The sequence below is a fragment of the Pedobacter sp. T50_32 genome (assembly GCF_057652195.1).
The window spans coordinates 77,894-101,480 of the sequence record NZ_JBYFBY010000003.1; the positions used below are offsets into that span (position 1 = coordinate 77,894).

The following is a 23,587-nucleotide window of genomic DNA, read 5'->3' on the forward strand; positions in this document are numbered from 1 at the left end:
CTATCGTTTTGGTACTTCAATAGTCATATTCCGAGTATAAAAGGTGATCACTTTTCCATCGTAGTCCACTTGTTCTAATTTAACATAAAAAGATTTGAGTTCAGAAGATGACGTTATTTCTTTTTTAGCACATGATATCGCTAATATTGCAAAAGCGGCAAAAATGGCAAGTCTTAATTTTCTATTACGAACCGACGGTATAAGTAGAAGAAAAAGAAATGGCAACGAACCAGTCAAAGCTTTTGGAACTACATTGTTAATTACAAATTGATAATCTATTTTAACCGAGCTATTTCCAGCACCATTTACTTGTCCTATTTTTACAAATTTCTTGGTATCCTTTTCTGCAATATAAATGATGAAATGAGAATTATTCGCTTCTGCAGATGTACTCCAATTTAAAACAAGTTTATTTGGCTCATTGCTTGTTAAGCTAATACTTAAAAGATTGATAGGCAAAACTTGATTTTGACCTGTAGCAGCTTTTTTATGCTCCGATTGTGCAAACCCATTTAATACAGATACTGCCAAAGCCAATAATAGAGATACTGTTTTGATGGTTTTTGAAGTTTTCATAAGCGTTATTTTTCCAAATATAGATTCAACATTTCGAAAATACGTCATTTTTAAGAACTAAATGGTTGGTAGGTTGTTTTTTATAAAATTTTGAGTGTATGAGAAAGTTACTATTTATTGCCGGAGTTTTATTATTCAGCATTGCGTGTAAAAAAGATAGAAATAACGAAGACCTCACACCTGTCGAATTAAAGACAAAGGTGCTGGTTTCTAACTTAACCTTGCCTTGGGAACTCGTTTACGGGCCAGATAACTTAATTTGGTTTACCGAAAAATCGGGAAAAATCAGTAGAATAAATCCGACCAATAGTGAAGTAACAGCTTTGCACACTATTTCAGAAGTTCGGGTACAAGGTGAGGGTGGTTTGTTGGGGATGGCATTACACCCTAATTTTAGCACTAATCCGTATGTTTACGTATTTTACGGTTATGGTACACCTTATAGGAACAAATTGGTAAGATTTACTTATACCAATAATACTTTAGGTAGTCCACAAACCATGCTAGATAACATTCCTGCATCAACTAATCATAATGGTTCTCGTCTATTAATTGTTGGCGATAAACTTTTTGTAACCACAGGTGATGCCGAAGACTTGAGTACACCGCAAAACGTAAACTCTGTAGCAGGAAAAGTACTGAGGTTAAATTTAGATGGTACTATTCCTACAGATAATCCCTTCCCGAATAATCCCGTTTGGTCTTATGGACATCGTAATGCGCAAGGTTTGGCCATGGTAGGCAATCGGTTATTTTCGTCAGAACATGGTCCGTCAACAGACGATGAAATCAATATCATCGAAAAAGGCAGAAATTATGGTTGGCCAACCGTTAGAGGAAAATGTAATGAAAGCAGTGAAACATCTTTCTGTAACCAGAATAATGTTGCAGAATCTATCATAGAATGGACACCGACCATTGCCCCAAGCGGAATGATTTATTATAATTCGAATTACATTCCACAATTTAAAAATTCATTATTGTTGTGCTTGCTAAAAGGAAGTCGTTTAATGCAGCTGAAATTAAATGATTCCCAAACTGCGATTGCAGAAACTAAAGATTTTTTCGTCGGAGATTTTCAAAGAATTAGAGCGGTTACCCAATCGCCCGAAGGGAAAATTTACATCTGTACAAGTAATGGTAGTGGTAAAGATCAGATAATAGAAATATCGAAATAGAACAGCCCACGGATGCACAAATTTCTGTTAACCAAATAAATCTATGTATTTATGGCTTCTTCTTAGTGTATTTTTTACATCACTATAGCTGCGATTTTGCTTTTGTAAAGCAGTAAAGAAATCCTATTTTAGCCCAAACTAGTCCCGAACATTCGGGAAACAGACCAAATATGATCAATAAAGTTGTAGCAAATGCCGATGAGGCAATAGCTGATATTACCGACGGGAAAACTTTAATGCTAGGCGGATTTGGCCTATGCGGTATTCCAGAAAACTGTATTTCTGCCTTGGTAAAAAAAGGATCGAAGGATTTAACTTGTATTTCTAATAATGCAGGCGTAGATGATTTCGGTATAGGCTTGATGTTAAAGCAACGTCAAGTAAAGAAAATGATTTCTTCTTATGTCGGCGAGAATGCAGAATTTGAACGCCAGTTGCTAAGTGGAGAGCTAGAGGTGGAGTTAATTCCTCAAGGAACTTTAGCTACTCGCTGTTTGGCTGCTGGTTACGGTATGCCAGCTATTTTTACGCCCGCAGGCGTAGGTACTGAAGTTGCCGAAGGTAAAGAAATTAGGAACTTTAATGGTAAAGATTACCTGATGGAATACGCATTTGATGCTGATTTTGCCATTGTGAAAGCTTGGAAAGGTGATACCGCAGGGAATTTGATTTTCCGTTCTACCAGTAGAAATTTCAATCCGGTAATGGCTATGGCTGGCAAGGTAACCATTGCAGAAGTAGAGGAACTAGTAGAAGTTGGACAATTAGATCCTGATCATGTTCATACGCCTGGCGTTTACGTCCACCGAATTTTTCAGGGTAAGGATTACGAGAAACGTATTGAGCAACGCACGGTGAGGAGCAAAGAATAAGAACAAAAGAACAAAGACTATCTAAATCCACTTTGTGTTCTCCGAGCCTTTGTGGTCAAAAAACAATAGAATGCTTGACAAAAATGGTATTGCGAAACGTATCGCTAAAGAAATAAAAGACGGTTATTACGTTAACTTAGGTATTGGTATCCCTACTTTGGTGGCCAATTACATTCCAGAAGGAGTTAACGTGGTACTGCAATCTGAAAATGGTTTATTAGGGATGGGACCTTTTCCTTTTGAGGGAGAAGAAGATCCTGATTTGATTAATGCGGGTAAGCAAACCATCACTACGTTGCCAGGCTCGTCTATTTTCGACTCAGCTATGAGCTTTGGGATGATAAGAGCTCAAAAAATTGATTTGACGATTTTAGGAGCCATGGAAGTTTCTGAAAATGGAGATATCGCCAATTGGAAAATTCCAGGAAAAATGGTGAAGGGAATGGGTGGTGCAATGGATTTGGTAGCTTCTGCAAAGAATATCATAGTTGCTATGCAGCATGTGAACAAAGCAGGAGAGAGCAAGTTGTTGCCATCTTGTACTCTGCCGTTAACAGGAGTAAAGTGTATTAAGAAAATTGTAACTGAACTGGGTGTATTTGATGTTTTACCAGAAGGTGGATTTAAACTTTTGGAAAGAGCACCTGGCGTAAGTGTAGATGAAATTAGAAAAGCTACTGCGGGTAAGTTGTATGCAGATGATGATGTGCCAGAAATGGTAGCTGGTTAATAAACTACTTGTCATTCTGAGCTTAGCGAAGAATCTATAAATCCTGACTAAAAACAGATTCTTCACTACGTTCAGAATGACAAAAATCCTTATTTCAACGCCTCTATAATCCCAATCACATCATTTTTCCCTAATCCTTTATTATGCGCATCTTGATAAGTATCAATCATTACTTGCGATAAAGGGAAATTGGCTCCAGCTTTTTGTGCTAATAAAATATCTTTCAGCATTAAGTCTAAAGCAAAAGCTGCAGGGTAACTGTCATTAATCAGCAACGATGTTTTAACTTTAGTAGCGCCATTTCCGCAAGCACTTTCATTTATGATTTCGAGCATATCTTTGCGCTCCAATCCCAATTTCTCTGAAAATAAAACCGTTTCCGCCAGTCCTTGGTAAATTAAAGATAAGAAATAGTTGATGGAAAGCTTTGCAGCGATACCACTTCCATTTGCACCCAAGTGCTTTGTTAATTTCCCTAACCTATCGAAGTAAGGCTGAGCTCTTTGGATATCTTTCTCATCACCACCTGCCATGATAATAAGCGTTCCTTCTTTTGCAGGCATTGTACTTCCAGCAACAGGAGCGTCTATAAAACCCGCATTTTTAGCTTTTATGAGTTGAGCATTTGCAAGGGAACATTCTTGGGAAATGGTACTGCAATCTATAAGTAACTTTCCGTTAAGCTCTTCTTTTGATATTTCCTGATAAACTTGATTTACAGCAGCATCATTGGTTAGCATGGTGAAAATGACATCACTATTTTGAACTAATTCGCCGATGCTCTGGCAAACTTTGGTACTTGCTTTGAAATCTTCTGTTTTTTCGGCAGAGCGATTATATACCGATAAATCATAACCTGCTTTCAAAAGGTTTTTCGCCATCGGATTGCCCATGTTACCTAAACCTATCCAACCTAATTTTGTATTGTTCATTGTGTTTATAAATAAAAAAGCCTTATAATTTTTATCTCAAACTGGACTAAATTTATAAGGCGGTGTAATTTTAGACTTACGAAGTTTTGAAACTTCGTAAGTCTTTTAGTGATTTTTAAGCTTGTAAATCGCTCATAATAGTTTTTATCTTCTCGTTTAGTTTTTGCTCCGTAGCTTTAAACTCTGCAGTACTTGCTAAGGGTTCATTTACGCTGCAATAAAACTTGATTTTAGGCTCTGTACCACTCGGACGAGCAGAAATGATACTGCCATCTTCGGTAATGAACTGCAACACATCCGATTTAGGAAAGCCCAATTCTTCGCTAAAACCAGATTTAATGTCAGTTACTTTATTTAACTCGTAATCTTTCAAAGTCACTACTGGTGAACCACCCAAAGTAGCAGGAGGGTTGTTCCTAAATTGCTCCATCATCGCCTTAATTTCTTCCGCACCAGTTTTCCCTTTTTTAGTGATAGACACTAAATCTTCCTTATACATGCCGTATTTTACGTACATTTCAATCATCGCTTCGTATAAACTACTGCCTTTATCTTTGTAGAAAGCAGTCATTTCTGCAATAAATGCACAAGAGATCACCGCATCTTTATCACGTACCAAATCTCCAACTAGGTAGCCATAGCTTTCTTCGCCACCAACAATAAACTGTTTTTTGCCCAAAAGTTCCGTCATGATTTTGCCAATCCATTTGAAACCCGTAAGTGTATTGAAATATTCTACACCTTTCTCATCAGCAATAGCTTTAATTAAGGGAGTAGTTACAATTGTACTTACAATATATTCATTTCCGGTTAACTTGCCCTTTTCTTGCCACGCTGTTAGCATATAGTTAACTAACAAGCTTCCGGTTTGGTTACCGTTCAATAAAACAAACTCGCCATCGGTATTTTTCACGGCAATTCCTACACGGTCGGCATCAGGATCGGTTGCCAAAACTAAATCAGCATCAATTTCTTCAGCTTTTTTCAAAGCAAGGGTAAGCGCTTCTTTTTCTTCAGGATTTGGATAAACTACCGTTGGAAAATTACCATCTGGTTTACTTTGCTCTTCAACAATTGTCACGTTAGTAAAACCAAATTGTGCTAAAGCAGGTGGTACCAAAGTAATTCCAGTGCCGTGTATAGGAGAGAATACAATTTTTAAGTTTTTTTGACGCTCAATGGCATCCGGAGAAACAGAAAGTTCCGTGATTTTATCTAAATACTTTCGGTCAATTTCTTCAGCAATCAATTCAATATTAGCTTCAACTCTTTCGAATTTAACTTCGTCAATGCTTTTAATTGCAGCAACCTCTTCCATCACCATTTTATCATCAGGAGCGGTAAACTGACCGCCATCTGCGCCGTAAGCTTTATAGCCATTGTACTCCTTCGGATTATGCGATGCAGTTAACATTACACCACTTTTACAACCTAATTCGCGGATAGCAAAAGAAAGTTCTGGTGTTGGACGCAAAGCGGAAAAGAAATACACCTTAATTCCATTTGCAGAAAAAACATCAGCAGTAATTTTGGCGAAAACATCAGAATTATTTCTGCTATCGTGGGCAATGGCTACACAAATCTTCTCGCCTGGATATTTTTTTAACAAATAGTTAGATAAACCTTGCGTAGCAGTACCAATGGTATATTTATTTACTCGGTTAGAGCCAGATCCCATAATTCCACGCAATCCGCCCGTTCCAAACTCCAAATTCCTATAAAAAGCATCTGTGAGTTCAGTATAAGCTTCTTGATCTATCAATTTCTGAATATCTGATTTGGTAATATCATCATAGTTGCCGCTAAGCCATTGTTGTATGGTAGCGTTGGTGGTTTGATCTAATTGCATATTGTTATATAAGGTTAATGTCGATATTAATACAAATTTTTCCCGAATGGGTTTGTTAAAAGTAAACAAATCGATATTTATTTCATTGATTTAGCTGAAATTAACAGTCTTTTATTTATTTTCACGACCCGTTACAATAATAACAAAAATCTATATCCTATAATTTAAAAATGAAAACATTCTGATAAAACTCAGGATGAATAAGTAAACTTAAAACAACCAATGAAAATTTTAAAATTCGGTGGCACCTCGGTGGGTAGCCCAGAACGTATGAAAGCGCTGTTGGATATCATTAATCCGGCAGAAAGACAAATTGTAGTGTTATCGGCAATGTCTGGTACTACAAATAGTTTAGTAGAAATTTCTAACGCGTTACTGAAGGAAGATAAGAAGAAGGGCATCGAATTAATTAATACTTTAAAGGATAAATATGATGTAGTGGTAGCCGAATTATTGCCAGAGAACGTTGATGGCGATTTTAGAGCGCAAGGTCAAGAGGTTGTAGATTACCATTTCAACTTCCTACTTTCTTTAGCGAACAATGTATTTACAGCTATTGAAGATAAAGTAGTTTTAGCACAGGGTGAATTATTGTCTACCACTTTATATCACGTTTATCTGAAATCTATTGGTGTGCCATCGGTATTGTTGCCGGCTTTAGATTTTATGAAGATTGATGAGGATAACGAGCCAGTTATTCCGTACACAACAGAGAATTTAACACCTATTTTGGAAGCAAATCCTGATAATAATTTATTTATTACCCAAGGTTTTATTTGCAGAAATAGCTTTGGTGAAATAGATAATTTACGTCGTGGTGGTAGCGATTACACTGCTTCGTTGTTAGGTGCTGCTATTTCAGCAGAAGAAGTTCAAATTTGGACTGATATTGATGGAATGCACAATAATGATCCTCGTATTGTAAAAGGAACCAAGCCAATTGCTAACTTATCGTTTGATGAGGCTGCAGAGTTAGCATACTTTGGTGCGAAGATTTTACACCCACAATCGGTTTTTCCAGCGCAGAAGTATAAAATTCCAGTTCGTTTGTTAAACACGATGGAACCCCAAGCTTTTGGTACGGTAATTAGCACAGAGAGCGAGAAAGGCAAAATCAAATCTATTGCTGCTAAAGATGGCATTACGGCAATCAAAATACAGTCGAGCCGAATGTTGTTAGCTTATGGTTTCTTGCGTAAGGTATTCGAAGTTTTCGAGCGTTACAAAACACCAATTGATATGATTACCACTTCTGAGGTTGCTGTTTCTTTAACTGTTGATTTTACCGATAATTTGGATAAAATTGTGGAAGAGCTAAACTCTTTTGGAAGCGTAGAATTGGATAGAAACCAAACCATTGTTTGTGTAGTTGGCGATTTTGGAGCGGAGAAGCACGGTTTTGCGTCTAAAGTATTAGATGCGATTAAACACTTACCTGTAAGGATGATTTCTTACGGCGGTAGTGCTTACAATATCTCGCTTTTAATTAATACTGATGATAAGGTAGAGGCATTGAGAAGCTTGCACAACAGGATTTTTGAGTAACTCCCTAACCCCCTGAAGGGGGATGACATTTAGTCTAAAAAGTCCCCTTTAGGGCATTTAGGAGTTTACCGATAATAGAAAAAAATAAAAACAACGATTAATATCAATACAATTGAGATACGAATTCTTCTTTCAAAATCTCTGCGGCTAATGTTACCACGACGGTAATCAATGTAATTACCAACGTAGATGATAGCCAAAAGAATGAGGAAGAAGAGGAGTATAAATTTCAAGATTATGTTTTCGGATAAAGATATAGCACATTTTTCGAATTTAGAAACGCCGTTTTATTATTACGACCTGAATTTGTTGAGAGAAACATTGAAGGTTTGTAGCGAGGCTGCTAATGTTTACAGTTTTCATGTGCATTATGCCATGAAAGCCAACTTTAACGACAAAGTTTTGGCACAGATTAAGCAGGTTGGTTTTGGCGCTGATGCCGTTAGTGGCGGTGAAGTGAGAAAAGCCATTGAAAGTGGTTTTGCAAATAATAAGGTAGTTTTTGCTGGCGTTGGTAAATCTGACAAAGAAATTAACTACGCCCTAGACCAAGATATTTTCTGCTTTAACGTAGAGTCGTTGCAAGAACTGCAGGTAATTAACGAACTGGCGGAGAAAAAAGGTAAGGTTGCGAAAGTAGCTATTCGTATTAATCCTAACGTAGACGCACATACACACGCTAACATTACTACAGGTTTGGATGAAAATAAGTTCGGTATCAACTCGTGGGATATGCCAGCTTGTGCCGATATTTTAAATGTTTCTGCTAATTTGGAATTTGTGGGTATCCACTTTCATATCGGTTCGCAAATAACCAATTTGGATGTTTACAAAAACCTTTGTGTACGTGTAAATGAGTTTGCAGCTTGGTTTGAAGACAGGGGTTTAAGTGTTAAGGTGCTAAATGTTGGTGGTGGTTTAGGAATTGATTATCACAATCCAAATGCTCAAATTCCAAACTTTGAGGCTTACTTTAAAATATTCGCTGATTTTCTGGAAATCAAACCTCATCAAGAAGTGCATTTTGAGTTGGGTAGGGCATTAGTTGGTCAATCATCATCATTGATTAGTCGTGTGCTTTACGTAAAGAATGGTAAGAAAAAGAATTTTATTGTTCTAGATGCTGGTATGACTGAATTAATGCGCCCAGCTTTGTACCAAGCTTATCATCAAATTGAGAATTTAAGTCAGAAAGCTAAGGCTGAAGCTGTAAAGTATGATGTTGTTGGTCCAATTTGTGAAAGTACAGACTGCTTTGGAAAAGAAGTGCTTATGCAAGAGGCTTTTAGAAATGATCTAATTGCCATCAGAAGTACAGGAGCTTATGGCGAAGTAATGGCATCTAACTATAACTTGCGTGATGCTATTGTAACTGTAACTAGCGAAGATTATTAGTTTTGAAACATTAAGGAGTTAAGAATTTTAAGTTTTAATTCCTTAATGTTTTCATAATTTACTGTTTTCTTCTTGAGGCAACATATACGATAACGCCTACAAGCATTGCTACGCCGCCAACATAAGGAGGCCAATTTACCGATTTTTCCCTATCTGCGCTTATTTCTATTGGGCCGGCATCAATAATTTTTTCTTTCTTGGTATAGGTAAATCCACTCCATACCACCATAATTAAACCAATTACTATTAACAATACACCTAATGATTTTCCCATAATAAAGATTTTATTAGGGAACATTTTTTAAACTAGAATTGTTTTAAAAGGCGTAGCCTAAGCTAAATTTGCCCCCTGTACCCTTGTTACCGCCCGCATTAAGAATACCATAAAACTTGTTGAGTTTAACGAAAAAGGCAAAATCAATCGCTTTTCCATTAATTTCTCGATTTGGATTAGATTGCCTTAAATTACTATTTAAATCGGCGGTAAAACCGTAAAAAATTCTAAATGCAAATTGGTTAACTGGCCTATTTTTGGAGTGCCAAATGATTTCTGTAGCGGCTCCAGTAGTGTACATCACTGTTTTTGAGGCGCTTATTACATCTGGAGTGCCGATTGAGCTGTATTTCTTTCTGAAATCTGCATAAGATCCATTTTCGAAGCTCAAGCTGTTTTCCCAGCTCAGCAGTCTAAATTCTGCGTTTCCAGAAGTGTCGTAAAATCCTAGGGACGTTCTAAGTCCACCGCCGTAAAAGTTTTTATCGTCGAATTCTGCAATTTGATCTTCACCTTTGTTTGTATGGGTGTCCGAAGTTTTTCCAGCAAAGCCATAAGCGCCATAGGCGAAGTTTAGATTTTTGAAGGTATGTCCACGACTAACATTAAGAAAACCCATATCTAAGTTGCCAGAATTATGAGGTAATGTCATGCCTGCTAAGCTACCGCTAATATAGATTTTACTTTTAACAGAATCGGCTTCCATTGGTTTAGGCAGGTAACTAACGTCGTTCCCGGTAACAGCCGGAAGAAAATACGAAGGTGTGTTACAAGATTGTAAAGCAAAAATAATAACAGCTACGTAAAGAGTTTGAAAGCGTTTCATTAATGTTAAGTTTTTCTAAGATACAAAACATTCTTTAACAGTATGTTAATTTTTTCCATTGGTAAATCCTCTTCAGCTTCAACCAAATATTAGCACATCTAACGTTTTTCCTTATGATGATAATTTATTAAGAAAAGTGAGATTATACCAATTACTTAAAATGAGTAACCTAATCCAAAGCCCATTGAAAAACTTCCTAAATCAGTTTGGTAAGTTAAATTGAAGTTTTTGAATTTTAAGAAATACTTAAATTGTAGATTAACGACATAATCTTCAGTTCTATCTTGGTCGCTAGAGCTGCCATTTTTTAAGGCGGTATCAAAGCTTTTCGAAAGATGAGGTGAGCCCCCAACAAAAAGTTTAAAGGCATGCTTAAAATCTTTGTTGTTTCTTGGATGAAATATGATTTCGGAAGAAACACCTGTCGTCCATAAAACTTCACTATTAGAAATTAAAAGATATCGATAGGTTAAATCACCATATAGCTGTTTTCTAAAATTTAAAAAATCGCCAAACTCTCTGCTTATGGTATTTTCCCAATTAATTATTCTAAAATCAGTATTTCCTCTTTTGGAGGTAGTATGAAAACCTATAGACGAGTGCATGCCAATAGCTGATGTGGCTTTACTGAAGTTGTCTAGATAAACATATTTATCGTTAACAGGCGACCGATAATCCTTCTTAACAACCTTTCCCAAATAACTATATAAGCCATAAGAGAAATTAATATTTTTATACGTATGGCCTCTATTAACGTTCAAATATCCTAACGTTGTTGTACCTTCATTAAATAGCTTTCCAGCAGAATTTGCTATGCCAGCCTCTATACTTATAATAGATGCGATACTATCTGCCACCATTGGCTTTTGCTTATAAGGTACATTATTTCCAAGCATTGATGGGACAACATACCTCGTGCATGAGGTGGTTAATAATAACAAACTAGAAATAAGAATAAAGATATGTGAGCGTTTCATTAAAAAGAGATTTATCAACGATTTCTAAGATGCAAAACATTCGTTAACAACGTGTTAATTTTCTCCATTGGTAAATCCTCTTTAGGATCAATCAACAAAATTTTCATCTTAGCCCGCTTCTCTACCAATAAATCTTCATCAGTTAATAAATCTCCATTTACAAAACCGATATAGGGCTGTTTATATTTTTTATGTACCCATAAATAACAAAGCATTTTTCCTTTATGGTAGAAAAATGGTAATTTATACTTCCACTCGGCTGTGATCTGTTCGTCGACATTTAAAATGATATCTCTCAATCCTAACATGCAACTACGCATAGGTTCTTGTTGCTTTAAGTAGAACTGATCTAGGTCGCTTAGCATTTTAAAAGTCTACTTCTTCGAAGAAATCAATTAATCCACCAAGATAATACTCGGTAATGCCATCAGTAAATTCTTCGTAATCTTCTTCGGGTATATTGGTTTGCACAAACTCTAATGAGGTACCTTTCTTATCTGGATGAAGTTTGATAGTTACAATTGATGGCTCATTATCTTCGCCAAAGTACCATTGCTGCACAATTTTTTTGTCGGGCTCAAACTCTAAGTTTTTACCTACAATATCTCCGTCCCAAAGGGAAAACTCTGTTTCTGGCTCTTCTTGAAATTCAACTTCCGCACCGGTCCATAACTGGATACTTTGCGCTTTGGTTAAAGCTAAATAAACTTCCTCGGGAGGAGCGGGTAGGAGTATGTATTTTTTAAATGTCTTCATCTGGATATTTAATTGTCTGTATCAGGATTTACAAGATTTTGGGATTGACAGGATTTTTTGATGCTTATTGTTATAATTTTTATAAAAAACAATCATGAAAATCCTTTAATCAAATTAATCCCGATATCTATGGATTAGGCTTATATTTCGTATTCGAGTTGTAGATTTTCTTAAACTGTAAACTAGTACTTCCAAAATTAATTAATAAACCTATTGGGAATTTATAAGCAGTTACGTAATTTTTTGCTTGTGCCAAATGCACATCTTCCAAATTTGTTACGGCTTTCAGTTCAACCACTACTTGATTTTCGATGATAAAGTCGGCTCTTCTAATTCCGACTTCGATATCTTCATAATAAATTGTTTGTTCAACTTCTCTAGCATATATTAATCCAGCTTTATTTAGCTCAATAGCCAAGCATCTTTGATAAATTACTTCTTGAAATACACTACCCAAGGTGTTATGCACTTTCATTGCGCAGCCATTTACCTTGTATGTAATTTCATCAATAGTCATAGTCAGTATCAGGATTTCAAGATTTATTCGATTTTGGGTTATTAATTGTCTGCATCAGGATTTACAAGATTTTTAGATAAATAGGATTTGGATTTAATTGCCTATTTCATGATTTAAGATAGGCTGTTATAAAATATTATCATGAAAATCATTTCATCCTAAAATCCTGATACAGATATTTTGCTATTTGAAGGCATTTATCCCAGTAACATCCATACCTGTAATTAACAAATGTACATCATGTGTTCCTTCGTAAGTTACTACAGATTCTAAGTTCATCATGTGGCGCATAATCGAGTACTCGCCGGTAATTCCCATGCCGCCCAACATCTGACGGGCATTTCTAGCAATATCCAAAGCAATTTCTACGCTGTTGCGCTTTGCCATTGATATTTGTTCTGATGAAGCTCTGTTCTCACTTTTTAGCACTCCCAAACGCCAAACCAACAACTGACCTTTTGTAATTTCAGTAATCATTTCTGCTAGTTTCTTTTGTTGTAGCTGAAAACCGCCAATAGGCTTGCCAAATTGTTCGCGTTCTTTTGAGTAACGCAGGGCAGTATCGTAACAATCCATAGCAGCACCTAGCGCACCCCAGGCAATGCCGTAACGAGCTTGGTTCAAGCATCCCAAAGGACCTTTCAAACCTTTGATATCAGGAAATACGTTCTCTTTAGGAACTTTTACGTTATCGAATACCAGCTCGCCCGTAGCAGATGCACGTAAACTCCATTTATTATGTGTTTCTGGGGTGCTGAAACCTTCCATGCCACGTTCCAATACCATTCCCCTAATTTTGCCTTCCTCATCTTTAGCCCAAACTACAGCAATATCAGCAAACGGAGCATTAGAAATCCACATTTTTGCACCATTCAGCACATAGTGATCGCCCATGTCTTTGATATTGCTTACCATACCGCCTGGATTAGAACCATGGTCTGGCTCCGTTAACCCGAAACAACCCATCAACTCGCCTGTAGCCAATTTCGGAAGGTATTTTTTACGTTGCTCTTCAGTTCCGTATGCATAAATAGGATACATTACCAGTGATCCCTGTACCGAAGCAGTAGAACGAATGCCAGAATCGCCACGCTCAATTTCCTGCATAATGATACCGTAAGCAGTGTAATCTAAGCCTGCGCCACCGTATTCTACGGGGATAGTAGGTCCAAAGGCACCAATTTCTCCCAAGCCTTTAATTAGATGTCTAGGAAATTCTGCTCTTTGTGCATAATCTTCAATAATCGGACTTACTTCTTTTTTAACCCAATCTCTAACAGAGGCACGTATTAATAGATGCTCTTCAGATAATAGTTCGTCCACCAGATAGTAATCAGGTGCTTCGTAAAGGTCTTTTCTTGCAGATTTACTCATTTCAAATTTTGGTTTTAGATTTACAATTGGTTATGCTCAAAGTTAGTAAAATACCTCAATCCCTAAATAAAAATTAGGTATTATTGCGATATAAATAGAACAATTATGTACACGCAAACCATTGCTTTAAAAGATGTAAGATGCCATGCACTCCACGGCTTTTATCCAGAAGAAAATTTGATAGGATGTGTGTTTATGGTAGATGCAGAGGTGACTTTCAGCACAGAAAACGAAGATACAGAAAACCTTGACAAAACGGTTAACTACGAAGTGCTTAATGATTTTATCCTTAAGGAAATGCAGCAAACACAAAAGTTATTAGAAACAGTAGTTAAAAATATCTTGGAGCAGATTAGAACAGCTTATCCGTTTATTCTAACGGCAAAAGTTAGCATTAGGAAGATGAACCCGCCTATGCCTGGTCAAATTGGACATTCTTTTGTAGAATTGAGCTATAAGGCTGATTAAACTTCAGTCTTTCCAATTTCTTGGGCTAAGCCAACTAATAATCCATCTGCCGATCTGATGTAACATAATTTGTAAGAACTTTCGTAAAGTACTATTTCGCCAACTAGGAAGGCGCCAAGACCAATTAATCTATCAACCAGTTCTTCAACATCTTCTACAGTGAACATAGCACGTAAATATCCTAGCGCATTAACTGGCGCAGTAGTATGATCTGACACAGTGGTAGGAGTAATGAATCTAGAAAGTTCAATTCTGCTGTGGCCATCTGGAGTAATCATCATCGCAATTTCAACTGATTGATTACCTAGACCAGTAACCTGTCCAGCCCATTTGCCTTCTATCATTGCCTTTCCTTCTAATTTTAAACCAATTTCAGAGAAAAAAGCAATGGCATTGTCTAGAGATTCTACCACAATGCCAATATTGTCCATTCTTAAAAGTTTGTTTTGTGCCATTCTAAATTTTGTTTATTTCTACAAAATTGCACATCATAAATCAACTTTCCAGTTGTTCAAAAGCAATCATTTTGTTCCTTTCTCTATCGGGAATTGGAACCGGACTTTTTGTTTCATAATCATAAACTACACAAACGGTTTTGCCTTTGCTACAGATGATTTCTTCGCCATTCTTAGTTTTAACCAATATATATTCTAAATCGAAACTAGTGTTGCCAATTCGAGACGTACGAACGTACATGCTTACTTTATCACCTAAATGTAGCGGTTTAATATAAGTGTTGCTGGCTTTTCCAATAACCACACCTGTTTTTTTCCAATCCCACTGTATAGCTTGTTGCCAATATTTGGTGCGTCCAATTTCCATGTAGGTAAAGTACATAGCGTTGTTTACATGTCCCATCATATCTAGATCAGTAAAGCGCATCTCTAATTCCGTTCTATATTTGAATACGTCGGTTTTTATCTCTAAAACTGACTTTTTGTCTTCTTGTTTTTCTTTTTTGCGCCAAAGTGTCTTGAAAATCATATTTTTTTGGTTTGGAATACTGTTTGAATAAAGGTTTGTATCAAATAAAAATTTAAAAAGTAATAAGGAGATATATAAAATGAGCTTAGTAAAATTCAACAACAGAACCAGAAACACAGCACCATACTTTAACAACGTATTCGATTCTTTGTTTAGTGATGCCTTAAATAAAAACTACGGGGTAAATAAAGTGCCGCACGTAAATATTTTAGAAACACCTACACATTTTAAAATTGAGTTGGCTGCACCTGGTTTAAACAAAGAAGATTTTAAAATTGAATTAAAAAAAGATAACCTTTCTGTTTGGGCAGAAAAAAAAGCAGAGCAAACTGAAGAACAAAAAAATTACACTCGTAGAGAGTTCGAGTATTTATCGTTTGCCAGATCATTTGTATTGCCAGAAGGTATTGATGCAGAGAAAATTAATGCGGAGTATTTAAATGGTATTTTAAATATCACCATCGGCAAAAAAGAACAGGCTAAAGATGAGCATAAAGAAATTGTAGTTTCATAATACAATGGTTTGATTGGCCCATTATTGGGTTTGGTTTAAGGTTACAAGGGTGCATGAAAATGTTGCCCTTGTTTTGTTTAGCACTTTATCTAATTTACGAAAAGCAATAGCTGCATTCCGATTTGCCGCAAGTCCCGTTATTCGCTCCAATCTTTTGTGAACGTCGCTGGTTTTAGGTTTTCGATTGCACCAAAAGTATTTCCGCTGCTACCGGGTTTAGCTTGCTACAGCTTTGCAGATAGGCAAGCAACCATTTAACAATAGCAAAGGCAATGCGTTTTAAACGGGATAGCAGTGTAAAGCCCGCAGTGTAGCGCAGCGAAACGAGGACTAGAAACGAATAGCCCGACTGCCGATAACAGCACTAAGGATTTTGCTTTTCAAATAAAATTAGTCGTTTAGTTTAGAAACAAACCAAATTGCAACCCTAAATTTGCCATTTAATCGTTTTTAGTAATTTTGCAGTATGCAACAAGAAATCATCGACATAAAGCGTAAGGCACTTAAGATTAATTTGAACCCGAAAATTTACGGCACTTTTGCAGAAATAGGCGCCGGACAAGAAGTTTCGCGGGCTTTTTTTAACGTTGGTGCGGCTTCGGGAACGGTTGCAAAAACCATATCTGCCTATGATATGACTTTCAGTGACGAGATTTACGGCGCCGAAGATTCGGGAAGATATGTAAGTCAAACGCGTTTGTTGAAAATGCTTGACCACGAATACACGCTGTTGATTGAGCGTTTGAAAGGTGAAAAGCACAGTGATAAAACCTTTTTCGCCTTTGCTAATACGGTAACTACCTTAAACTTTGCTCGTACAAATGATCCGCATGGTTGGGTTGGTTTGCGCTTTCAGAGCGAACCAGGCGGTTTGCCGAATGAGATTTATTTTCACGTACGTTTGTTGGATACCGATGTGCAGATGCAACAACGTGTATTGGGAATGATTGGTGTGAACTTGGTTTATGCTGCATTTTACTACGCAAACGATCCGAAAAAGATGATCGAATCGTTGGTTGATAACCTAAATGTTGGTTCTGTTGAGATTGACTTGATCTCGGTGCAAGGTCCGGTTTTTGGTGAGGTTAACAACCTTTTGCTTAACCTTTACCTTATAGTGAAGGATTTTTCTACTGCCGCTATTTTCGATTCAGATTCGCACCCTCGACAAGCTAAAGATTTGCTTTACAAAAAGGATGTAATGATTTTACGTACCAAGTACGGTCAGAAATCTAATCCGAACTTTAGTTTATTTAACAAAGCTGCAGATCAGTTCAAGTTAGTTAATAAAGTTGATGACAGCAACTTAATTGTAATGATTGAGGTTTTAATTACCAACGTGTTAACTGCTGCACAAGAGACGCCAGATGATATTGATTTAGAGGCTGTTGCAAAAAGAGCAGAAGAGATGTGCAAAACGGGTAACTTTGTGATTGTATCTAATTTTACTCGTAAAAATAGATTGGCGAAGTATTTGGATAGATGCAGACCGAAAAGTGTTGGAATGTCTACCAATATCAACAACTTGAAGTTTGTATTTAACTCGGCTAATTTCGGCGAAAACTACACTGGCCATTTGTTGAGCTACGTTAATGATATGTTTAGCAGAAATGTGAGGTTATTCGCTTATCCATTCTTAGATAAGAAAAGTAATACAGTAATTACAACCGAAAATATGCCTGTGTCGCCAGAGGCAAAGCCTTTATTCGATTTCTTAATAATGAATGGTTACATTACCGATATTAAGGATTATGCGGAAGGAGAAGTAAAAACAGTTTAGTGAATAGCAAAACAAAATATTTTTGTTTATCTTACAGCTATGAAACTAAAACGATTTATTTACTTGTTAATGGCAATTCCGATGGTGTCGCAAGCTCAATCATCGGGCAATCCAATTTTTAAAGGTTGGTACGCAGATCCGGAGGCAATAATCTTTGGTAAAACGTATTGGGTTTATCCAACTTACTCTGCTAAATATAAAGAGCAGGTTTTTATGGATGCTTTTTCATCAAAAGATCTAGTTACTTGGAAGAAGCATGATCGAATTATTGATACTTCAGCTGTAAAATGGGCAAAGAAAGCAATATGGGCTCCGTCTATCACTAAAAAGGGCGGGAAATATTATTTGTTTTTTGGAGCGAATGATATCCAAAGTGATAATGAAGTTGGCGGTATTGGTGTAGCAGTAGCAGATAAGCCTGAAGGACCTTTCAAAGATCTGTTGGGCAAGCCGCTAATAGATAAATTTTATAATAAGGCACAACCTATTGATCAGTTTGTGTTTAAGGATAAGGATGGTCAGTATTATTTAATTTACGGAGGTTGGAGACATTGCAACATTGCTAAATTAAATGATGATTTTACAGGTTTCGTACCTTTTGAAGACGGAACAACGTTTAAGGAAATTACGCCAGAAGGTTATGTAGAAGGTTCTTTCATGTTTATTAAAGATGGAAAGTACTACTTTATGTGGAGCGAGGGCGGATGGACCGGTCCAGATTATTCGGTTGCCTATGCAATTTCCGATTCACCTTTAGGTCCGTTCAAAAGAATTGGCAAAATTTTAAAGCAAGATCCTGCAGTAGCTACAGGAGCGGGGCACCACTCTATAATTCACAACGCTAAAAAGGATACTTGGTATATCGTTTATCATCGTAGACCTTTAGGTGATAAAGATGGTAATCATCGGGTAACTTGTATCGATTTGATGACTTTTGATGAAAAAGGGTTGATCAATCCCGTTAAAATTACCGACGAAGGTGTAAGCAAGAATAAACTGTAGGCTGTTTTTGCTCTTAAAGATTGCTGTACAAATCTTTAAAAACGATACCCATGTGCCTTTCGGGATTTTCGATTGGCTTAAAACCGAACTGTTCGTACAAGCCATGAGCATCTAATGTTGCCAAATGATAACGGCGTAATCCCTGCAAATCTGGATGAAACAACATTAATGACATTAGTTTTTTAGATAAACCCAAACCGCGAAAATCTTCTTCTACGTAAACATCGCATAAGTAAGCAAAAGTAGCTTTATCTGTAATCCAACGGGCAAAACCAACTTGTTGCTGTTCTTTATAGATACCGAAACAAAGCGAGTTTTCTAAAGAACGTTGCACCAAGGCTAAAGGAATATCTTTGGCCCAATAAGATTGTATACTTAAATAGTGGTGCACTGCTTTAACATCCACTAAATTGCGATCGTCTGAGAAGATAAATCCGTTTTCTTTGATTTCCATTTTTCAGTTTGCAGTTATCGGTGTTCAGTTTTTCAGGCTTGCACAAAAAAACAATTTAGCAATTTACCTAATTTCTCATATTGATATATTGCAAAGGCTGGCCAAAATCTTCGCCTCTACACAACTGAATTACCTTTTGTAAATCATCTATATTTTTGCTTTGCACACGTACCTGGTCATCCATCATAGAAGGTTGAACTTTAAGTTTGCTATCTTTAATTTTAGCAACAATTTTCTTTGCAGTTTCTCTGTCAATTCCTTCTTTTACGGTAATTTCTTTTCTAATCATATTGCCAGAAGCGATGGTTTCCTTACCAAAATCCAAACTATTTGCGTCTAAATTTTGTTTCATCATTCGAGAGATAATAGAATCGATAATTGCCTTTAAGCGCATGTCATCTTCAGTTACAATAGTAATTAGATTTGTTTTTTTATCTAATTCGATCGTGCTTTTAGACGTATTAAAATCGTATCTGTTCAAAATCTCTTTCTTAGCATTATTTATTGCATTGTCTAGTGTTTGTGCATCTATTTTGCTTACGATATCGAAACTTGGCATATTGTTGTGCTTTAATTATAAAAAGAATTGATAATTTTATTTCAACACAAAAAAACACAAAAAATAGCAAACCATCATCATCTGTAGTAAATTAAGGATGATTTATATTAACCTTCTAAAACCCTAAACGCATGAAAACCAATAAATCGAAAGCACCGAAAAAAGTTTCTAAAAAGGCGGTAAAAAAAGCTGCTAAAAAGCAATTGGAGCAAAGTATAACTGAAAAATTTTTAGAGGCAATAAAAGGCTTGGGACACAATGCAGAAGCTTTGGGTGCCGATGTAGCCAAAGCAAGCAAAACAGTAGCGAAAAAGATAGCCAAAACCTTTACAGAGGTAAAGGAAGTGGTTGAGCACAAGATAGAAGATATTACAGCATCGAAAAAAAATGCAGTAGTTAAAAAGACAAAAGCGATAAAGAAAGAAACACCAAAACTAATTGGCAAGGCAGATAAAGCCGCTACTAAGATTGTTAAAAAAGCAGTTAAAAAAACTAAGCCAATAGTAAGTAGTGTAAAAGTGGCTGCGTTAGAAACCGAAGAAAAAGTAGCCAAAGCTGTAAAAGCTCCGGTAGCAAAAGCAACAACGGTTAAGAAAGCCGTTGCTAAACCAGTAGTTGCAAGAGCAAAAACAGCTGCTAATAAAGTGGCTGATAAAGCTTTGGAAGCTAAAGAGATTGTTAAAAAAGCTACGCCAACAAAAGCTGTTCTTCAAAAAGAACCTGCAAAAGCTGGGGCAACTGGAACCAAAACTACAAGAACCCCTGCTGCTAAAAAGACCAATGTTAAATAATTGATTTTTGTTAACTTTTAATTAATCATAACTTAACATTATTTTTTTCAATTTGGAAATCCTTTTAAGGCTGGCTAAAAACTAAACTGCATAGACACATAAGATTATTAATTAGCATTAAATTTTTGGTAAGAAGATTTAATCTATAGTTTTAAAAGTTATGTTTCATTGTGGTTATAATAAACCGCTTTTAAGGATTTTTTTTGATTTACCTAATGGCTAAAAAGAAGCTTCCTTTTTTAAATAGAGAAATAAGTTGGTTGTATTTTAACGAACGTGTGTTGCAGGAGGCGGCAGATGAAAATGTGCCGTTAATTGAGCGGATTAAATTCCTTTCTATTTTTTCTTCTAACCTCGATGAGTTTTACCGTGTAAGGGTGGCTTCGTTAAACCGATTGGTAAATTTAAACGAGAAGGCAAAAGCTTTATTGGGGTTTAATCCTAAGAAAGTACTCGATGAGATAAAAAACATTGTAGTAAAGCTCGAGCGTCGATTTGAAACGCTTTTTCAGGATATTTTAATTACCGAACTGGCTCAAAAACGTATTTTCATTCTTAATCATACCCAGCTTAACGTAGCTAGAGGAGAGTTTGTTCGTCAGCATTTTAGAGATAAGATTCTTTCTAATCTGGTGCCGATAATGATTGATGTAAACAAGCCTTTCCCCGAATTAAAGGACAGGGCTCTGTACTTCTTCGTTCAGCTATCTAATAATTCTGGAAAGAACAGAAAATACGCCATTTTAGAACTTCCAGATAGTATATCTAGATTTTTGGTACTTCCAGAAACTAACGATTTAAAATTTATCATCCTTTTAGAAGACATTATAAAGTATTGTTTGGACGATATTTTCTATGTTTTTAATTATAAAGAAATTCAGGCCTTCTCAATTCAATTAACGAGAGATGCCGAATTGGATATTGATAAAAACGTGAGCGATAAATTTATCGAAGAACTACGTAAAAGTATAGATAAAAGGAAGAAAGGTAAGCCAATGCGTTTGCTTTACGATAGTGATATGCCTTTTGATATGCTGAGTTTTTTAGTAAGTAAATTAAAGGTTGGTGCAGATGGTTTAATTCCAGGTAATAAATACCATCGCTTTGGAGATTTTATCGCCTTTCCGAATGTGGGTGGTAAGGAATTGGAATATCCACCAATGACACCGCTAAAGCTAAACAACCTTCACAGAACTGAAAGTCTGTTCAAAAAAATTGCGGAAAAGGACTTTGTGGTTCACTTGCCATATCAGTCGTACGATTATATCATATTGTTCTTACGAGAAGCCGCTATTGATCCGAAGGTTACAGAAATAAATATCACTCTGTACCGATTAGCAGAAAACTCGAAAGTTGTTAACGCTTTGATTAATGCAGCTAAAAATGGTAAAGTAGTGAACTGCTTGGTAGAATTGAAGGCTCGTTTTGATGAAAGTGCCAATATATTCTGGACTAACCGTTTAATGGAAGAAGGTGTGAATGTAAATTACGGTTTAACCGATTTTAAAGTTCACTCTAAAATTTGTCTCGTTAAGCGCATCGACAAAAGAAAAACAACTTACTACGCTAATTTAGCAACTGGAAATTTTAACGAAAAAACTGCCCGTATTTATTGCGATCACAGTATTTTTACAGCTAAGACAGAAATAACCTCGGAACTGGTTAAGTTATTCGCAGCTTTAAACAAACGTACTGTTGCTAAAGGTTTTAAACATCTAATTGTATCTCCAATTGATTCTAGAAATAAGATTTACAGCTTAATTGATAGAGAAATTAAAAATGCCAAGGCTGGTAAAACTGCTTACATGATTTTGAAGGTAAATAGTTTGGCCGATGAAGGTATTGTAGAAAAACTATACGAAGCAAGCAATGCTGGTGTGCAAATTAAGCTCATTGTAAGAGGTATTTGCTGCCTAGTTCCGGGAGTGAAAGATTTTAGCGAAAACATCACGGTAATTAGTATTATCGATAGATTTTTAGAGCATGCTCGGATTTTCATTTTCGCTAATGCTAGCAAGGAGGAGATGTATCTTTCTTCTGCAGATTTGATGTCGCGTAATTTTGAACACAGGGTAGAAGTAGGTTTCCCAATCTTAGATCCTGATGTAAAGCAAGAAATACGTGATATCATTGACTTGCAATTGCAAGACAACGTTAAAGCTCGAAACATTAATAAAACAAACGATAACAGGTACCATAAAAATAGATTAGCTACCAAAGTAAGATCACAATTTCAGTCTTACAGTTATCTAAAAAATAAACATCAATAATATGCTCAGATACGCCGCTATAGATATAGGTTCTAACGCAGTACGATTACTAATTGCAGATATCACCCAAAATGGGGAACGCTTAAATAGTTTCAAGAAGAATACTTTAGTGCGTGTGCCGTTACGTTTGGGCGACGATGCTTTTTTAGATCAGGAGTTATCTGATAAAAAGATTGATGACTTGGTGAAAACCATGGTTGCTTTTAGAAATTTGATGGATGTTTACCATGTGAGCGAATACCTGGCCTGTGCAACATCGGCTATGCGTGAGGCTAAAAACGGCAAGCAGGTTATCGAAAAGGTAAAAGAATTGGCTAACATCGATATTGAAATTGTGGAAGGCCAACGCGAAGCAAGCATTATTTATTCTAATCATATCGAAGAGAATCTAGATATCAAAAGGAGCTATTTGTATATTGATGTGGGTGGCGGAAGTACAGAACTTTCGGTATTTGTAAACAGACAGCCTATTGCTTCAAAATCATTTAATTTAGGGACCATTCGTATTTTGGATAACCAAGATAAGGAAGAAACTTGGAACGATATGAAGGAATGGATTAAGCAGAATACCAAAGATTTAAAACAAATTGCTGGTATTGGTACTGGCGGAAATATCAATAAACTGTTTCGTATGAGTGGCGAGAAGGACGATTTGCCTTTGTCGTTCTTAAAGCTGAAAAATATGTATAACGAGCTGAATGCCTACTCTTTGAAAGAGCGTATCTCGGTACTGAAACTTAATCCAGACAGGGCAGATGTAATTATTCCCGCTTGCGAAATTTATTTAACAGTAATGAAATGGGCAGGAATTAAGCAGGTTTATGTACCCAAAGTAGGAATGGTAGATGGGATTATCAATCTGTTGATGGAAGAGAATTTGTAGTTCCCGAACTAAATCTGGGATGACGTTCTTAGGAAAAGAAATGTGGTATTAAACGTTTACTAAGCCTAATTTCGTCATTTC

General features: G+C 36.3%; 26 protein-coding genes. 12 read left to right on the forward strand and 14 right to left on the reverse strand.

Features of this window, described 5'->3' with window-relative positions:
- Positions 1 to 576, reverse strand: a complete 576-nt coding sequence (locus tag AC23ME_RS10990) for a hypothetical protein (protein ID WP_487727819.1) — start codon at positions 574 to 576, stop codon at positions 1 to 3.
- Positions 577 to 674: 98 nt separating this feature from the next.
- On the opposite strand from AC23ME_RS10990, the gene AC23ME_RS10995 reads away from it, so the two are divergent.
- From AC23ME_RS10995 to AC23ME_RS11005, 3 genes are all read left to right on the forward strand, one after another.
- Complete coding sequence (locus AC23ME_RS10995; protein ID WP_487727820.1) at positions 675 to 1,754, forward strand: PQQ-dependent sugar dehydrogenase; 1,080 nt, start codon at positions 675 to 677, stop codon at positions 1,752 to 1,754.
- A 170-nt stretch (positions 1,755 to 1,924) separates the two neighbouring features.
- Entirely contained in the window at positions 1,925 to 2,626 is a 702-nt protein-coding gene (locus AC23ME_RS11000; protein WP_487727821.1) for a CoA transferase subunit A, read from the forward strand.
- 70 nt (positions 2,627 to 2,696) lie between these two features.
- The gene (locus tag AC23ME_RS11005) at positions 2,697 to 3,356 is read left to right on the forward strand and encodes a CoA transferase subunit B (RefSeq protein WP_487727822.1); all 660 of its coding nucleotides are present in this window, start codon (positions 2,697 to 2,699) and stop codon (positions 3,354 to 3,356) included.
- Between the two features lie 89 nt (positions 3,357 to 3,445).
- On the opposite strand, the gene AC23ME_RS11010 is transcribed toward AC23ME_RS11005, so the two are convergent.
- Together AC23ME_RS11010 and AC23ME_RS11015 are read right to left on the reverse strand one after the other, a co-directional pair.
- Positions 3,446 to 4,297, reverse strand: a complete 852-nt coding sequence (locus AC23ME_RS11010) for an NAD(P)-dependent oxidoreductase (protein WP_487728308.1) — start codon at positions 4,295 to 4,297, stop codon at positions 3,446 to 3,448.
- Between the two features lie 106 nt (positions 4,298 to 4,403).
- Entirely contained in the window at positions 4,404 to 6,137 is a 1,734-nt protein-coding gene (locus AC23ME_RS11015) for a phospho-sugar mutase (RefSeq protein WP_487727823.1), read from the reverse strand.
- Positions 6,138 to 6,359: 222 nt separating this feature from the next.
- On the opposite strand from AC23ME_RS11015, the gene AC23ME_RS11020 reads away from it, so the two are divergent.
- Both AC23ME_RS11020 and lysA read left to right on the forward strand, forming a co-directional pair.
- Entirely contained in the window at positions 6,360 to 7,682 is a 1,323-nt protein-coding gene (locus AC23ME_RS11020; protein WP_487727824.1) for an aspartate kinase, read from the forward strand.
- Between the two features lie 237 nt (positions 7,683 to 7,919).
- On the forward strand, positions 7,920 to 9,077 hold the full coding sequence (lysA, locus tag AC23ME_RS11025; protein WP_487728309.1) for a diaminopimelate decarboxylase: 1,158 nt from the start codon (positions 7,920 to 7,922) through the stop codon (positions 9,075 to 9,077).
- 58 nt (positions 9,078 to 9,135) lie between these two features.
- On the opposite strand, the gene AC23ME_RS11030 is transcribed toward lysA, so the two are convergent.
- The 7 genes from AC23ME_RS11030 to AC23ME_RS11060 form a co-directional block, all read right to left on the reverse strand.
- Positions 9,136 to 9,351, reverse strand: coding sequence for a hypothetical protein (locus AC23ME_RS11030; protein WP_487727825.1), 216 nt, complete (start codon positions 9,349 to 9,351; stop codon positions 9,136 to 9,138).
- Between the two features lie 43 nt (positions 9,352 to 9,394).
- Positions 9,395 to 10,177, reverse strand: a complete 783-nt coding sequence (locus AC23ME_RS11035) for a hypothetical protein (protein ID WP_487727826.1) — start codon at positions 10,175 to 10,177, stop codon at positions 9,395 to 9,397.
- A 155-nt stretch (positions 10,178 to 10,332) separates the two neighbouring features.
- The gene (locus AC23ME_RS11040) at positions 10,333 to 11,073 is read right to left on the reverse strand and encodes a hypothetical protein (protein WP_487727827.1); all 741 of its coding nucleotides are present in this window, start codon (positions 11,071 to 11,073) and stop codon (positions 10,333 to 10,335) included.
- 95 nt (positions 11,074 to 11,168) lie between these two features.
- Positions 11,169 to 11,519, reverse strand: a complete 351-nt coding sequence (locus AC23ME_RS11045; protein ID WP_487727828.1) for a DUF1801 domain-containing protein — start codon at positions 11,517 to 11,519, stop codon at positions 11,169 to 11,171.
- Position 11,520: 1 nt separating this feature from the next.
- Complete coding sequence (locus AC23ME_RS11050; RefSeq protein WP_487727829.1) at positions 11,521 to 11,910, reverse strand: SRPBCC domain-containing protein; 390 nt, start codon at positions 11,908 to 11,910, stop codon at positions 11,521 to 11,523.
- Between the two features lie 127 nt (positions 11,911 to 12,037).
- Complete coding sequence (locus AC23ME_RS11055) at positions 12,038 to 12,427, reverse strand: GxxExxY protein (protein ID WP_487727830.1); 390 nt, start codon at positions 12,425 to 12,427, stop codon at positions 12,038 to 12,040.
- A gap of 183 nt (positions 12,428 to 12,610) precedes the next feature.
- Positions 12,611 to 13,801, reverse strand: a complete 1,191-nt coding sequence (locus AC23ME_RS11060) for an acyl-CoA dehydrogenase family protein (RefSeq protein WP_487727831.1) — start codon at positions 13,799 to 13,801, stop codon at positions 12,611 to 12,613.
- 105 nt (positions 13,802 to 13,906) lie between these two features.
- On the opposite strand from AC23ME_RS11060, the gene folB reads away from it, so the two are divergent.
- Entirely contained in the window at positions 13,907 to 14,269 is a 363-nt protein-coding gene (gene folB, locus AC23ME_RS11065) for a dihydroneopterin aldolase (RefSeq protein ID WP_487727832.1), read from the forward strand.
- On the opposite strand, the gene AC23ME_RS11070 is transcribed toward folB, so the two are convergent.
- Complete coding sequence (locus AC23ME_RS11070) at positions 14,266 to 14,724, reverse strand: VOC family protein (protein WP_487727833.1); 459 nt, start codon at positions 14,722 to 14,724, stop codon at positions 14,266 to 14,268. The two genes, folB and AC23ME_RS11070, sit on opposite strands and share 4 nt — an antisense overlap.
- 40 nt (positions 14,725 to 14,764) lie before the next feature.
- A complete protein-coding gene (locus AC23ME_RS11075) occupies positions 14,765 to 15,253 on the reverse strand; it encodes an acyl-CoA thioesterase (protein ID WP_487727834.1) in 489 nt (162 codons plus the stop codon).
- 79 nt (positions 15,254 to 15,332) lie between these two features.
- Between AC23ME_RS11075 and AC23ME_RS11080 the strand changes: the two genes are divergently transcribed.
- The 3 genes from AC23ME_RS11080 to AC23ME_RS11090 all read left to right on the forward strand — a co-directional run bounded on the left by AC23ME_RS11080 (position 15,333) and on the right by AC23ME_RS11090 (position 18,549).
- Complete coding sequence (locus AC23ME_RS11080; RefSeq protein ID WP_487727835.1) at positions 15,333 to 15,767, forward strand: Hsp20/alpha crystallin family protein; 435 nt, start codon at positions 15,333 to 15,335, stop codon at positions 15,765 to 15,767.
- A 466-nt stretch (positions 15,768 to 16,233) separates the two neighbouring features.
- Positions 16,234 to 17,547: a nicotinamide mononucleotide adenylyltransferase gene (locus AC23ME_RS11085; RefSeq protein ID WP_487727836.1), complete on the forward strand. Its 1,314-nt coding sequence runs from the start codon at positions 16,234 to 16,236 to the stop codon at positions 17,545 to 17,547.
- Positions 17,548 to 17,586: 39 nt separating this feature from the next.
- A complete protein-coding gene (locus AC23ME_RS11090) occupies positions 17,587 to 18,549 on the forward strand; it encodes a glycoside hydrolase family 43 protein (protein WP_487727837.1) in 963 nt (320 codons plus the stop codon).
- 13 nt (positions 18,550 to 18,562) lie between these two features.
- Here the strand turns inward: AC23ME_RS11090 and AC23ME_RS11095 are convergent, their stop codons facing one another.
- Complete coding sequence (locus AC23ME_RS11095; RefSeq protein WP_487727838.1) at positions 18,563 to 19,003, reverse strand: GNAT family N-acetyltransferase; 441 nt, start codon at positions 19,001 to 19,003, stop codon at positions 18,563 to 18,565.
- A 67-nt stretch (positions 19,004 to 19,070) separates the two neighbouring features.
- Positions 19,071 to 19,562, reverse strand: a complete 492-nt coding sequence (locus AC23ME_RS11100) for a YajQ family cyclic di-GMP-binding protein (protein ID WP_487727839.1) — start codon at positions 19,560 to 19,562, stop codon at positions 19,071 to 19,073.
- 131 nt (positions 19,563 to 19,693) lie between these two features.
- Between AC23ME_RS11100 and AC23ME_RS11105 the strand changes: the two genes are divergently transcribed.
- The 3 genes from AC23ME_RS11105 (at position 19,694) to AC23ME_RS11115 (ending at position 23,506) form a co-directional block, all read left to right on the forward strand.
- The gene (locus tag AC23ME_RS11105) at positions 19,694 to 20,353 is read left to right on the forward strand and encodes a hypothetical protein (protein ID WP_487727840.1); all 660 of its coding nucleotides are present in this window, start codon (positions 19,694 to 19,696) and stop codon (positions 20,351 to 20,353) included.
- 215 nt (positions 20,354 to 20,568) lie between these two features.
- Positions 20,569 to 22,623 (forward strand): polyphosphate kinase 1, encoded by a 2,055-nt coding sequence (ppk1, locus tag AC23ME_RS11110; protein WP_487727841.1) that lies wholly within the window; start codon positions 20,569 to 20,571, stop codon positions 22,621 to 22,623.
- Between the two features lies 1 nt (position 22,624).
- Entirely contained in the window at positions 22,625 to 23,506 is an 882-nt protein-coding gene (locus AC23ME_RS11115; protein WP_487727842.1) for a Ppx/GppA phosphatase family protein, read from the forward strand.
- The last annotated feature ends 81 nt before the right edge of the window (positions 23,507 to 23,587 follow it).